Raw genomic sequence first — 13125 nt, forward strand, 5'->3', positions numbered from 1 at the left:
CTAATTCTCCTTTATTGTCAGCAGCAACAATTCCATCACCAGGTCAAAGTTGACATTTGCCGTAAGGCGCACCTTTGCCTTTTCCAACGCTTCTAATATTGCTTCAATTCCACTGTAGGAACTCTTGCTTGCCTGCTTCTTTATGTCATAGACTTCATCCTTAAATATCAGTCCATTTACATCTGTTGTTGCTTTATATAATAAAATGTCCCGAAACCAGATCATCATGATATCAAGATAATCGTTGATTTCCATTTTATATTCGTTAATCTGTTTGATGGCTTCCTTAAATTCATAAAGCTCAATCTCATGGATTCGCTTTAATAACTGCACGGCTGCAGCTTTCAGCTCCTGAAAATCATCCGAAGATGCCAACGCCATTGCCTTTCCCACATTTCCCTGGGCAAATGCCACACACACATCCGCCTGATAATCCGGCACTTTACAGTGCTCCATCAGATATTTTTTGATTTTATCATCGGAAACTACCTTAAGGTTCAATACCACACACCGGGAAAGAATCGTCGGTAAAAATGCATCCGCATTGGTAGTCAGCAGAATGATAACCGCATATGCCGGCGGCTCTTCGATGGTTTTTAACAGTGCATTCTGCGCCTGCTGGTTCATTTTCTCTGCTTCATCTACAATATAAATCTTATATCTGCTACTGTATGGCTTCACATCTACATCATTTACAAGCTGGCTGCGGATATCTGCAACGGAAAGCGTATTCGGCTTCTCATGTGTGACATAAATGATGTCCGGCTGGTTGTGGTTCACTGCCTGCTTACAGGAATGGCACTCCATGCAGGGCTCAATGCCGTGCTGTTCACACTGCAGGGTCTGGGCAAATGCCTCCGCCAGCATTTTCTTGCCGGATTTGTCCGGTCCGTTCAATATATATGCATGGGATATTTTATCCATTTTTATTGCATTCTGTAAATGCTCTATAATCTGTTCATGTCCAATGATTTCTGCAAATCCTGCCATGTGCGCTCCTTTCTCCTGAAGCTTCCTGCTGTCTTAGGCTGTCCTGTTTTTACGTGAAAATATCCAACAATAATCCTGCAATTTCCCCGATTTTATCCAATATGGTAATGTGGTCCGACTCATCCTTCACCAGCTCTTCTGCCAGTTCGTCTAAGTTCTTATCCACCAACTTGACGATTCCATAGACACGATGACGGCCTTTCCGGTCGAGAAAGTTCTCTCTGGAAAATTTATGGGAACGGGTTACGACTTCATTTAAGAAATCCTTCACCAGTCCGCGGTATTTCTTCATGTCCCGGATGTCCATATGCTGTGCAATAAGATTACCCTGCTTGGTAATGTCATCTAAGAGGCTGTTCAACCGCTGCTGAAGCTCCTGCTCTTCGATTGCACTGGTCAATGTAAATTTAAAGCTGCCGTCTCCGGTGTCTACCGGCGTGGTTCCGGTGGTCTGATTCACCGGTGCAGTGTCGTTTACTCTAATCTCCATTTTATCACCTATCCATTATATGATAGCACAAAAGCTGCAATTTCCTCTACTGTCTTTTGCAGATTATCATTCTCAAAATGTCTGGTAATTCCTGCCTTTTCCAATGCTTCTTCTGCAAAATCCGCATCATCTGCAAGAAATCTCCTGCAAAGCTCTGTATACTTTGGCTTATCCTGCATCCGCTCCCGGTCCAATGCCCGCTGCAGGCGTAAACCATCTTCTACTTCTATATATATCGGTACGATTGCGTCTTTTCCATAATAGGCACAAAGCTGTGTATACACGGCAAGGGTGCCAATTAGAAGATAACTGTGCTCCGACAGATTGACCTGCCCGTCTGCAATTGTGGCATAGCGCCAGATTCCGTATATAGTATCATATGCGCGCTGCTCTATGACTTTTCCTTCTTTTTCGAGCTTCAAAAGCCTTTGTTCATCAATAAAATGATACTCTACGCCCTCCGCCTCGCCGGCACGGATCGGCCGGGTAGTATATGGTACAATCGTCTGAAGCTGCAACGCTTTCTCATCCCGCAGCATCTTATATATGGTATCTTTTCCTGTTGAGCTCTTGCCCATCAGGCAGAAAATCTTTCCCATGTGTAAATCTCCTGTTTCTACGGTTTTGCCGTCTGTTTTCTAGTATAAAATAATTTTCAGGAAATGACAACTTTTATCTTTCCGTCCTCAGTCACGCCATGAATACGAAATGCATTCTCCCGGCAGGTTTTTATCACTGCCACCGCCTCTTTGGAAATCTCTTCTCCCGGCACCAACATCGGGATACCCGGCGGATAAAGATAGACAAATGCTCCTGCCGTCTTGCCAACACTTTCCTTCATCCCCATTTCCGCTGTCTTTGCATCCAGCGCTTCTGCAATGGATATGCGGACCGTCCGCTTTGCATAGGCTTCGGTCAGAAACTGCGGCGTTATTGTTCTTCTTGCTACGGCTTCTTTTTTATCAATTTCTTCCAGTGCCGCATACAGCCGGTCAAAACCTTCCTCGCTGTCAAAAATACTGGTCATTGCCAGCGCATAATCTCCCTGACACATCTCTAACTGCAAATGGTATTTCTCCCTGAGCAGCTGATACAGCTCTTCCCCGGAAAGTCCGGCTTTCGTGGCACGGAGTACCAGCTTCGACGGGTCTTTGGCAAAGCCTTCTGTCTCTTTTAAATCCACTTCTCCCATGACTTCCACATTAGAAAAATGGGATGCTTTTTCATAAAAGTCTTTCAGATGCTTCTCATATGCATCAAAATACTTCTCTTTCTCTTCCGTCAGCAGACGCACACATTCATCTATACTGGCCAAGAATAAGTAGGATGGAGAACTGGTTTCATAGATATTTAAGAACCACTCCAACCGTTCCTTCTTTATATAAGAAGAATTCCAATGCAGAATTGCAGTCTGTGTAGGTGCCGGAAGCGTCTTATGCAGGCTCTGGATTACCACATCTGCTCCCAGCGTAATAGCTGATTTTGGGAAATACGGATGAAAGCCAAGATGCGCACCATGAGCTTCGTCCACAATCAGCGGAATCCCATGCTGATGGGCAATTTCTGCTATTTTTTCTATATCTGATACGATTCCATCATAGGTTGGTGATGTAAGAAACACAGCCTCAATACTTTCATCCGCTTCTAATGCAGCTTCTACCTGCTCCGGCAGTATTCCACCCTGTATCCCGAATTCTGTAAAGACCGGATAGAGATATGTCACCTGTAACTCTCTTAAATATGCTGCATGATATGCTGCCTTATGGCTGTTTCGTGCCATCAGAAGATGTCCCTTTTTCGGTAATGCGGCACTGAGTGCTGCTAAAATACCGCAGGTACTTCCATTTACCAGAAAGAAAGAACTCTTTGCGCCCCATAATGCGGCTGCCCGCTCCTCGGCTTCCTTTATGATTCCTTCTGCGGCATGTAGATTATCAAATCCATCTATTTCTGTAATGTCATATGTATAAGGATTGATGTCACAATCCAGTCTCCGCTTATGTCCCGGCATATGAAGGGGATACATATCAGAGGATGCCAATTTACATAATTCGTCTTTTATATATGTCATGGTTCACCTGGTCTGTTATTATGGTTTCATACTCTTTGAATAATGGCTGATTTTCTAATTGATATACCTATTTCTATAGTACGGCTTGAAAGGGGAAAAGACAAGGGATTTTTCCCGCCAGAAACGACTTTCGGGTGACCGCTTTGAAAGCAGCCACCCGAATCTATATGATAACTTTACACAACTCAAATTTTTTATCGATACTCCTTACTGGGTAGTTTACCACTTTTTTCCAACACAAACTTTACGCTTTTGTTGTTGGTTTTCGTTGGTTTGTATTGTTTTTTGTTGTTTTAAAGGGGTTTTTGAGATATAATAAGCTTAATTTTAAAGATGCCTTGTGAAATGTTATTTTATTGAAACGATATATGAGTAAATCAGGAGGACTTATACATGGAAAAAACGCTCCACATTTTATTGATCGAAGATGATATGGACACCTGCAATCGTATTTCAAACTATATTGCATCCAAAGATAATATGGATTTAGCCGGCGTCACCAATAATTCTTATGTTGGCATTCAATATGTACAGAATACGCTTCCTGACGCTGTTATTCTTGATCTGGAATTGCATCATGGCGGCGGAAACGGACTGTTTTTCCTCTCTGACTTAAATAAACTGGGCTTAGAGAAAAAGCCTTATATTCTTGTTACCACTTACAACTCCAGCAAAATCACACTGGAATCTGCCCGAAGACTTGGTGCTGATTTTATTATCGGCAAATATGAAGATTCGTATTCTCCGGAATCTGCTGTTGATTTTCTCGAACAGCTTCTTCCTATGATTGAAATGACAGAATCCACATCCAATACTTCTTATATGAAAGATAATCAAAAAGATTTAGAGCAGGGACTTATCCGCAGAATCCACCGGGAACTGGAGCTCATTGGTATCAGTCCAAAGGTTGTTGGTTACAAATATCTGACCGATGCCATTATGATAACAATTGATGGACCGACCACAAACATTTCCCAGATTCTTGGTAACAAGTATAAGAAGAGTAATTCCAGTGTGGAACGTGCCATGCAGAATGCCATTAACCGCGCATGGAATTCCAATGACACCGAAACTCTTCTTAACTGCTACACTGCCCACATTAATCCTGACCGCGGAATGCCTACCATTAAGGAGTTCATTTACTTTTACGCGGAAAAGATTACGGATGGACGTTAATGTTTGATAAACTGCTTGATAAAATCTAATAACCAATCCATTTCTATTCCTCCTTTTCAAAAATGTAAGGAGATTATAGAAAAATTCGGAACATTTCTTAGGTTTAAAATCGGGTTGGTTTTTATATGATTTTTAATACATTTATATGAGGTATTGTATGATTCAAAATATAATTCGTTGGTTCTTTGACCTTTTATGTTGCTACTATTTATATTTTAAATTATTAAATTTTAAACTTTCGCAAAAGAAATATGCTATTCTTCTTTCTTTTATATTCATTGGTGAAGCTTTCCTATTTAATTTTATCAATGCATGTCTGCCTCTATTTGCAATCCCTGTCTTTGTCCTTTTAAATGCTTTTATACTTACTTTGGTAACTAAGATACAGCTTACATTAAGTCTGCTATCCTTTACCATTTCTCTTAGTGTAAATTTCATTTTTCTTGCAATTTCAGGTGTTCTTATAGGATTCGCACTATTACCCTTCTTTTATGGAAATTACAACCTGCCATATGCTCTGATTCAAATTTCAGGTGGACTTCTTGAATTGCTCTTAATATTCCTTCTTTTCAAAATCAAAAGGCTCCGCCGTGGCATGCCATTTCTCTATCAAATCGGCTCTTCTGCCACAGGTTTTATCTTAAGCTGTTTTATTCTGCTCATTGTTACCATAATCAGCTTTTATGATTCAATTCCTGACATGCAGTTCCTCTTTCTCCTCATTGCCCTTTTCCTGATTGGACTTCTGCTTTATTGCTGGTGGCGGTTCCGGATTACCCGTGACTACCGGGAGAAGCTGCGGCAGGCGGAGCTTAAGGCTTTACAAAATGAACTCATTGAGAAAGATAACCGCATCCGGAAATTAGAGGAAAATAATGATGCCCTGGCTAAGATTATTCATAAAGATAACAAGCTGATTCCGGCAATGGAACTTGCTGTCTGCGAATATTTAGAAGCTGGAACCACAGACGGTGATACCAGAAAGAAGGGCGAACAGCTTGCCAGCGGGTTAAAGACCATGGCACAGGATCGGAAAGGTACGCTGAACTCCTACCGCCATGATGAACACGCTCTTCCGGTGACCGGGGTCTGTGTTTTAGATGCGCTTTTTACCTATATGCAGCAGCGCGCCCTGGCGCAGAACATCAACTTTTCCCTGCATATCACAGGCAATATTGTAAAAATGACGGAAGATGTCATTTCCGGGGAAGACCTTTCCCACCTTCTGGCGGATTTGCTGGAAAATGCTATGATTGCCATTGGTGATAACGAGGTGCGCAGCCTTTCTGCTTACCTTTGCCATAATGAGGACAGTTGTACCATAGAGATTTCCGATAGCGGAAATGCCTTTGATGTGCAGCTCTTTGAGGACTTTGGTCAGACCCGGCACACCACCCACAAGGACAGTGGCGGCAGCGGAATCGGTCTTATGGACATCTGGAAGATAAAGAAACAGTACTGTGCATCCCTGCACATCATCGAATATGCGCCGGGAACTTCCACATTTACGAAAAAAATTTCCCTGGTCTTTGACCGGAAAAATCACTATCTGATTCAGACCTACCGCCGTAATGAAATTGAACGGGTACATATACGAAATGATATGTTTGTTTTACAGTCAGACTGATTTATGTTATGATGGAAGAACTTTTGAGAAGGTAAAATGTTACATGAGGTAAATGTTATGAGTCATGCACTGGTTATACTATGTGGTGGAAAAAGTACAAGAATTGGAACGGACAAGGCTTTGCTCCCTTTTGGGGACTGCTGCCTGATTGAATATCTGGTCCGGAAATTTCAGCCGGATTTTCCGAAAATCTACCTTTCTGTCCAGCAGAAAAATGATTATGCGCATCTGAATCTTCCGGTGACAACCATTGGAGACATCTATGGAAATGCCGGTCCGCTGTCCGGTATCTTCAGTGCACTTTCCATGATTTCTGAGGAACGTGCCTTCTTCATTTCCGTAGATACACCTTTTGTAGAACCGGCACTGGGGCTTTACCTGCTGTCACAGCCACAGGAACATCCTATCTGGGCGATTGAGCGTGCCAATGACCAGTTGGAGACTCTTTCCGCAGTCTATTCTAAAAGCTGCATTCCGCAGGTGGGAAAAGCCATGCTCTTTCACCAATATTCCTTTAACCGGCTTCATGAGAAATGCAATGCCGGCTATATCCCGGAAAACGAGCTGGCAAATATATGTCCGGTTCCACTGAATGAACAATTTTTTAACATCAATACCCGCACCCATTATTATCATGCCTTAAAGCTGCTTTCCGAACGGGGAGAGCTTTTTGATGAAGACAGCAATCTGGAGCTTCCGGCAACAGGCAATATTGCTACTTTTATTCCCGTGGTATCGCTGGTGGGGGATTCCATTATTGATAAAAAGACCTTCTGCATCCAGCTATTGGAGGCATTAAAAAAAGATGGCATTAAGGCTGCCATCTTTGATTCAGAAAAAGATTTTTCCAATATTACAAATGTAGACCTCATCCTCACCTGCGATTTAGAAGATGAAGACTGCTTTAAAATCGAGCTTTTGAGCAGTGAGTTAAATGAGACTCCGCTGCATCCCCTTTCCGGTCTTGTTGCTATCGCCAGTGATTTCGGTTACAAATGCGAAGAAGTTCCTTGCTTTGACTTCCGCAAGCCAAAGTCACTTCTTGGCTTCTTAAAGACGCTGATCCGCGACTATAGCCATTAAGTATCTACAGGAAACGGCAAAGCTCCGGCATCCAGTCTCCGATAAAAATTTCATCTTTGATAATTGCACGCCAGACTGGTGGAAAGAAGGCTTCCAAAAGAGTCATCACTTCCGCCCAGTCCGGCTCTTTTTTTCGCTCCCGCTTTAAGTATGCCGCCCATTTCCGCTTCATATAAGTATAATCCTTATAGTGAAGGACGGTATCCAGCCGGTCTTTTCCAAAGGCCAGCTCTCTCTTTGTTCCAATTTCAATAATCTGCTGCTCAACCTTTCTGCCATCTAACGCCTCTTTCTTTAAGATTCCATAAATTTCTTCATAGCAGGACAGGTCGTTGATTAATTCCATTTTCTCTAAAATTTCCACAAAATTCTCTGCCACAACCTGCTCATAAGGATATTGCAGAAACTTTATTACCGTATTCTCCTGTAAGAAAAATGGCAATTCTCCATGGGCAGGCTGCATCTGCTCGTCCCGAAGCTCCTGAAAACGCAGGGTAATGGGAACTTCATGCTCCTTTGATTTTGCCAGCACCTCTATTTGATAGCTTCCCGCCCTTTCTTTCTCTATCTGATAGACATACTCCGGCTTCCGGCTTAACACCTCTTTCATGAGCTGCCCTAACTGCATTTCCGTTAAATGCTCATCCTTTACCACCTGATAATAATAGGAAAGGGAAAAGACTCTCTTCCGGCGGTAATTCTCCACACCGAGGCTGCTGCCATTTCTAAGATAAAGCTTCTCTGCAAATGTTGATTTACTTATCTGATATAGAAAATACTCGGTTACTGCAGAAGGAAGCAGGTCCACAAAAGGGATTTGCAAGTCCTCACTTCTCTGCCGGATCAATGATTCTCTCAGTATGCACTCTGCCACTACAGCCACACTCCAATTCTGCTCTGAATCTTTGCCACAACCTTGCGGGCTCTGGCATATTCCATTAATTTTGCAATATCTTTCTTTGGCTCATTGATAAATGCCAGCAGCGCCTTCTTTAAATCCTCCCGCTCCAGACGTTCCTCGTACTTGAGGCAGTCACAGATAAGACGCTCTTTTTCATAAATCTTCATCTCGCCACCGGCAAAAGGAATGGCCGTTACACCAAGCTCCATGACTTCCGGCTCTGTATAATATGGTTTCACCACCGGGTATTCCATGCGGAACCTTGACTTCGAAGTATTCTTGCTGATGGCAATACTCCATTCATAAGGACGCTTCTCAATATAACCGTAATAGTAAAGGGCGCTGTCCATACATAAGATCCCATCCGGAAACAGTCCCAGAATAATTTCTTCCTGCGGCTTCTCTTCATACCCCATGGAATAATATCCACTCTTTACATGGTCAAGTATGCCGGCTTTCACCAGTCCCTGAATACTTTTATAGGTCAATCCCAAAGGATATAATTTTTCGGCTTTCACAATGCCATTATTTTCTTCTAAAAGCTTCTTTATCTCTTCAATGGTCTGCTCTTTCTGCTTCGCATTCATAGATATCGCTCCTTCGCATTTTTCTTCTAGTATAAGTTAATTTTTGCCGCTTGTCAATTTCTGTTGCAATTTGTCCCATTTTTTTAATTTGTCGTTGTAAAAGTTATTTTCTTGTCGTATAATTTATTTGGAACAATATTTAATGTCGCATATGTCTATTCGAATATACGCTTGTTTTTGATAAATGAGGTATTTATGCAAACAGAAAATACTACCCGAAAAAACCCTTCCCGGGAAACCTGCCAGAAGATTATCAAACGTATTCTGGTCACAGAAGTATTAGAAAAGGGCTGCAATGAACATTTCCGGCAAGCTTCAGATTTTATGGGATATTTCCAGTCCCTGTACCCCGCTTCCGATGCACTGACCAAACAGGTGCAGCGTGCCATCAAGGCAATGGATATGCCCCGGGATGAGAGAGGTTACTTTATTGTAAATAAAACATCCGAGCAATTTGAGCAGGACAAAGAAATCAGCCGCCTGCTGCAATCCAGTGAAGCTTCTTTAAAAAGTCTGGAGGAATCCGAACCGGTACTGATTGAAGTACCAACCGAGCTTGCCGATTATCTGATGTATACTTTAAGTTCTTCCATCAGCTTAAAGGGACATTATGATACTATGGTAAAGGCTTATAATGGTATCATTATCTACACCAGGGAGCGCAGCCGTATCCTTTCCTACCTCCAGACTCTGTTATCCACAAATTGATGATAATTATCCAAATAGTGTGGATAACTCTGCTACGATAACAGAATAATAATGGATTTATCCACAAATTATCAGAATATATCTCGTCCTAACTTTAATGTCCAAGATAACGTAAAACGACAATATTTAAATTTAAATATTGTCGTTTCTTTTTATTCTTGTCTTTTTCAGTTGTTCTATAGCAATTTTCGAGACTATTTTCTTCTTCTGTGCCGTCTTCTCTTGCTGCGATAGTTTCTCTTTATAGTTTTGTAACGCTTATCCGGTCTGCTCTTTGAGAAATATTTGTGTCTGATAATATAGAAATTATCCGCAAATCTCCGAATCAGAAATGCTATGACCACAAGGGCTGCGATACCGAGAATTCCCAATAACACTTTCAAGATGTTTATCTGGAACTTATGCTTCGTAGTGGTCCTGGTTCCTGCTTCCGTAGAAATCTCTTCTGATTTTACATTATCAAAAGAGAACGTATCTGCTTTTACTCCGGTGGAAACAATATCCGCACCGCCTACATCATGTCCTGCAAATGTATATCTGATATTTGCCAACACATCATCCGAAGTATTATCATAGCTTACTGCCGGCGCAGCTTCACTGAATTCTGCACTCTTTGGCAGAACGATATTTCCCGCCGGATCTATCTTTACAAAGGAGGAATTGGTATTGAGCATTCCTGTATCCATTTCTCCATTTTCAAGCCTTGTCTCATTCTGAGCTACATTATATAGCGAAAAGTTCTCAAAATAATAATTATACAATGCAATACTGTCTGTCCACTGCGCTGGCGACTGGGCATTCATAATGACACAGATAAGTGTCATATCGTCCTTTTCTGCAAAGGTAACCAGCGTACTGTTTGCCGCTGTGGTGTATCCGGTCTTACCACCTACACAGTATTCATATAGATACTGTCCTCTGGTTTTAAAGGCATGAATCATTTCATTATGATTCTGCAGATAGGTGATCTCATCATGCTTGTTGGTTGGTGGAATCTGATAGGTCTTTGTTGCTGTAATCGCACGGAAAGTCTCATTCTGGTAAGCCGCCTTTGCAATCAGTGCCATATCATAACAGCAGGTGTAGTGAAGGGTTGCATCCTCTCCCTCAGATAGTCCGTGTGGATTGTTAAAATGTGTATTCACACAACCTAACTCTGCCGCTTTGTCATTCATCATCTGAACGAAATTCTCAACGGTTCCGCCTACATGCTCCGCTACCGCATAGGCACATTCATTGGCAGACTCCAGCATGACTGCATAAAGGCATTCCTCCATGGTCATCTGCTCTCCCACATCCCTGGAGATTCCGGAACCATGGGTGTTATAAACCGCCTCTTTGGAAAATGTTACTGTCTCATCCAGCGAACAATTTTCCAGTGCCAGAAGCGTGGTCATAATCTTCGTGATACTTGCCGGACAATGCTGCTCCGTGGAATTCTTATCATAAAGAACCGTTCCTGTGCTCTCTTCCATCACAATCGCATTGGGTGATTCGGTTTCCGGGTCCTGGGGCCAGTACTCTGCCGCCTTTACCTTTTGTGTGTTTATACCCAATAAGCCGACAAAACAGCACACTGCCAGTCCGAAACTTAATATTCTCTTTTTCTTTTTCATTTTCTGCTGCTCCTAAATCATTCTTACCTTTAAGTATATATCAATCCATTTCCATGGTGCAATACCTTTCCATTAATATTCACAATTCTCTTTCTTTTAAACCATAAATATGATAAATTGTTTTCGAAAGATATATATAAGTAGAAAGGATTTCATATTATGAGACTTCGCAATATCCCGGCGGCTGCGCCGGCTGTAGAAGCCAGTGACCTCTGTATCAAGGATGCCGCTTCCCATAAAGGACACTGGAATGAAATATTTGGAAATGACCACCCGATCCGCATTGAAATCGGCATGGGCAAGGGACGCTTTATCATGGACTTAGCTGCCCGGAATCCGGATATCAACTATCTTGGCATGGAACGTTACGAAAGCGTATTGTATCGCGGACTCCAGAAATTGGAAGAAAATCCACTGCCAAACTTACGCCTTCTGTGTGAAGATGCGGCACTTCTGCCGGACTTCTTCGAAAAGGGCGAGTTAGACCGCATTTATCTCAATTTCTCCGACCCATGGCCAAAGGACCGCCATGCCAAAAGAAGACTGACCTCCCGCCAGTTCTTAGAGCGCTATGACAAAGTCTTAAAAGATGACGGACAGATTGAGTTTAAGACCGATAACGTAGGACTTTTTGACTTCTCCTTAGAAGAAATCGATGCTGCAGGCTGGAATCTGGACGCATTTACAAGGGATTTACACCATGATACTGCCATGAACGAAGGCAATATTATGACCGAATACGAAGAGAAATTCTCTTCCAGGGGAAATCCTATCTGCAAGCTGATTACTTCCAGAAATATTCCTTTATGACCTTTCCGATAGTGCCAGTGCACGGACACTGCCGGATGCATGACCCATGAGATGAACCATTTGCCTGAGCATCCGGAGTTGGTTTATCAGTGAAATTTTTATAAATTTTTCTTTTTTTATTGTGGCTTATCTTCTGAGGGTTTATAATACATCGTAGCACAAATCATTGATACAATGTAAGGAGATGTATACCATGTACGAATTCACAGAAGATTGTATGATTCATATTCCACAAATAGATGAGGAACACCGCAAATTATTCCAGATGATAAATGATGCTCTTTCCCTTGTTAAAACAACCGAAGATATTTCCGGAATTGCCCAGAGCCTGCTTCTTCATCTGAAGGATTATGCGAATACACATTTCGCCCATGAAGAGGCTTATATGGAACAGATTCATGACCCGGAGCTTCCTCTTCAGAAAAAGGAACATGCTGAATTTGCTGAGAAAATCAATTCCTTTATTTTAGATAAGTCCTCAAAAGAGGCTGCCAGAGCATCTTTCGAAGAACTACTTTCCTATCTGGTACGCTGGCTGTACCACCATATCTTAAGCAGTGATATGATGATTGGAAAAATGTCCGCAGTTGAAGGGACTTCCGATGACCCATTTGCCTTTACGGACAAATACAAGACCGGAATTGACCTTGTGGATAAAGAGCACCGCCGTCTCTTTGAGATTATAAAAGAGACCAATGACCTGATTCAAAACGATCTGCTGCATGACAAATATGATGAAATTATGCGGCTTTTAGTGGAATTAAAGGATTATACACAATTTCATTTTGCTGATGAGGAAATGCTGATGGAGAAGATGCACTATCCGGAACTGGCTGCCCAGAAGCGTGCCCACACTGCTTTCGTTGAACGCCTGGTAGAAATTGACTTCTCAGAACTTGACAATATGGACAATAACCAGCAGACTTATCTTCTGGAACTGATCCAGTTTCTGCTGGGCTGGTTATCCAACCATATTATTGGTATGGATAAAAAAATTGCTGTCTATATGGACGAAATGAAAAAATAATAAACTGCAGAGCATACAGCATAAAACCGGCTTCCTGAT

General features: G+C 42.1%; 13 protein-coding genes. 6 read left to right on the forward strand and 7 right to left on the reverse strand.

Going from position 1 to position 13125, the window contains the following annotated elements:
• The 4 genes from DV740_RS13760 to DV740_RS13775 are packed head-to-tail and all read right to left on the reverse strand — an operon-like array spanning window position 1 to window position 3551.
• Window positions 1-990, reverse strand: coding sequence for a DNA polymerase III subunit (locus tag DV740_RS13760; protein ID WP_022244280.1), 990 nt, complete (start codon window positions 988-990; stop codon window positions 1-3).
• A 49-nt stretch (window positions 991-1039) separates the two neighbouring features.
• Window positions 1040-1480, reverse strand: coding sequence for a YaaR family protein (locus tag DV740_RS13765; RefSeq protein WP_022244281.1), 441 nt, complete (start codon window positions 1478-1480; stop codon window positions 1040-1042).
• 8 nt (window positions 1481-1488) lie between these two features.
• A complete protein-coding gene (locus tag DV740_RS13770) occupies window positions 1489-2079 on the reverse strand; it encodes a guanylate kinase (RefSeq protein WP_117842276.1) in 591 nt (196 codons plus the stop codon).
• A 56-nt stretch (window positions 2080-2135) separates the two neighbouring features.
• Complete coding sequence (locus DV740_RS13775; RefSeq protein WP_118057519.1) at window positions 2136-3551, reverse strand: aminotransferase class I/II-fold pyridoxal phosphate-dependent enzyme; 1416 nt, start codon at window positions 3549-3551, stop codon at window positions 2136-2138.
• A gap of 393 nt (window positions 3552-3944) precedes the next feature.
• On the opposite strand from DV740_RS13775, the gene DV740_RS13780 reads away from it, so the two are divergent.
• The 3 genes from DV740_RS13780 to mobA all read left to right on the forward strand — a co-directional run bounded on the left by DV740_RS13780 (window position 3945) and on the right by mobA (window position 7437).
• Window positions 3945-4727 carry a sporulation initiation factor Spo0A C-terminal domain-containing protein gene (locus tag DV740_RS13780; RefSeq protein ID WP_117697945.1) on the forward strand — a complete coding sequence of 261 codons (783 nt, stop codon included), beginning with the start codon at window positions 3945-3947 and terminating at the stop codon, window positions 4725-4727.
• Between the two features lie 547 nt (window positions 4728-5274).
• Window positions 5275-6354, forward strand: coding sequence for an ATP-binding protein (locus DV740_RS13785; protein ID WP_147340212.1), 1080 nt, complete (start codon window positions 5275-5277; stop codon window positions 6352-6354).
• A gap of 36 nt (window positions 6355-6390) precedes the next feature.
• Window positions 6391-7437 carry a molybdenum cofactor guanylyltransferase gene (gene mobA / locus DV740_RS13790; protein ID WP_242994347.1) on the forward strand — a complete coding sequence of 349 codons (1047 nt, stop codon included), beginning with the start codon at window positions 6391-6393 and terminating at the stop codon, window positions 7435-7437.
• A 4-nt stretch (window positions 7438-7441) separates the two neighbouring features.
• Here mobA and DV740_RS13795 read toward each other — a convergent pair whose 3' ends face one another.
• Both DV740_RS13795 and DV740_RS13800 read right to left on the reverse strand, forming a co-directional pair.
• Window positions 7442-8311, reverse strand: a complete 870-nt coding sequence (locus tag DV740_RS13795) for a hypothetical protein (protein WP_147337985.1) — start codon at window positions 8309-8311, stop codon at window positions 7442-7444.
• The gene (locus DV740_RS13800; RefSeq protein ID WP_117699118.1) at window positions 8311-8925 is read right to left on the reverse strand and encodes a type IV toxin-antitoxin system AbiEi family antitoxin domain-containing protein; all 615 of its coding nucleotides are present in this window, start codon (window positions 8923-8925) and stop codon (window positions 8311-8313) included. Before DV740_RS13800 ends, DV740_RS13795 begins: the two co-directional genes overlap by 1 nt.
• Before the next feature lie 195 nt (window positions 8926-9120).
• Here DV740_RS13800 and DV740_RS13805 point away from each other — a divergent pair, with 195 nt between their 5' ends.
• The gene (locus DV740_RS13805) at window positions 9121-9633 is read left to right on the forward strand and encodes a hypothetical protein (RefSeq protein ID WP_117699117.1); all 513 of its coding nucleotides are present in this window, start codon (window positions 9121-9123) and stop codon (window positions 9631-9633) included.
• A 194-nt stretch (window positions 9634-9827) separates the two neighbouring features.
• Here DV740_RS13805 and DV740_RS13810 read toward each other — a convergent pair whose 3' ends face one another.
• On the reverse strand, window positions 9828-11249 hold the full coding sequence (locus DV740_RS13810; protein ID WP_118057516.1) for a D-alanyl-D-alanine carboxypeptidase family protein: 1422 nt from the start codon (window positions 11247-11249) through the stop codon (window positions 9828-9830).
• A gap of 159 nt (window positions 11250-11408) precedes the next feature.
• Here DV740_RS13810 and trmB point away from each other — a divergent pair, with 159 nt between their 5' ends.
• Entirely contained in the window at window positions 11409-12059 is a 651-nt protein-coding gene (trmB, locus tag DV740_RS13815; protein WP_117699115.1) for a tRNA (guanosine(46)-N7)-methyltransferase TrmB, read from the forward strand.
• Between the two features lie 193 nt (window positions 12060-12252).
• Window positions 12253-13086, forward strand: a complete 834-nt coding sequence (locus DV740_RS13820; RefSeq protein WP_118088373.1) for a bacteriohemerythrin — start codon at window positions 12253-12255, stop codon at window positions 13084-13086.
• The last annotated feature ends 39 nt before the right edge of the window (window positions 13087-13125 follow it).

Origin of the sequence: Roseburia sp. AF02-12, assembly GCF_003461765.1 — a bacterium.
Lineage (GTDB): Bacteria > Bacillota > Clostridia > Lachnospirales > Lachnospiraceae > Roseburia_C > Roseburia_C amylophila.

What these genes read in the sequence shown, in the direction of transcription:
- DV740_RS13765 (WP_022244281.1), bottom strand. Translation starts at nt 1,480, where the DNA reads ATGGAGATTAGAGTAAACGACACTGCACCGGTGAATCAGACCACCGGA.
- DV740_RS13775 (WP_118057519.1), bottom strand. Translation starts at nt 3,551, where the DNA reads ATGACATATATAAAAGACGAATTATGTAAATTGGCATCCTCTGATATG.
- trmB (WP_117699115.1), top strand. Translation starts at nt 11,409, where the DNA reads ATGAGACTTCGCAATATCCCGGCGGCTGCGCCGGCTGTAGAAGCCAGT.
- DV740_RS13780 (WP_117697945.1), top strand. Translation starts at nt 3,945, where the DNA reads ATGGAAAAAACGCTCCACATTTTATTGATCGAAGATGATATGGACACC.
- DV740_RS13800 (WP_117699118.1), bottom strand. Translation starts at nt 8,925, where the DNA reads ATGAATGCGAAGCAGAAAGAGCAGACCATTGAAGAGATAAAGAAGCTT.
- DV740_RS13770 (WP_117842276.1), bottom strand. Translation starts at nt 2,079, where the DNA reads ATGGGAAAGATTTTCTGCCTGATGGGCAAGAGCTCAACAGGAAAAGAT.
- DV740_RS13760 (WP_022244280.1), bottom strand. Translation starts at nt 990, where the DNA reads ATGGCAGGATTTGCAGAAATCATTGGACATGAACAGATTATAGAGCAT.
- mobA (WP_242994347.1), top strand. Translation starts at nt 6,391, where the DNA reads ATGTTACATGAGGTAAATGTTATGAGTCATGCACTGGTTATACTATGT.
- DV740_RS13820 (WP_118088373.1), top strand. Translation starts at nt 12,253, where the DNA reads ATGTACGAATTCACAGAAGATTGTATGATTCATATTCCACAAATAGAT.
- DV740_RS13810 (WP_118057516.1), bottom strand. Translation starts at nt 11,249, where the DNA reads ATGAAAAAGAAAAAGAGAATATTAAGTTTCGGACTGGCAGTGTGCTGT.
- DV740_RS13805 (WP_117699117.1), top strand. Translation starts at nt 9,121, where the DNA reads ATGCAAACAGAAAATACTACCCGAAAAAACCCTTCCCGGGAAACCTGC.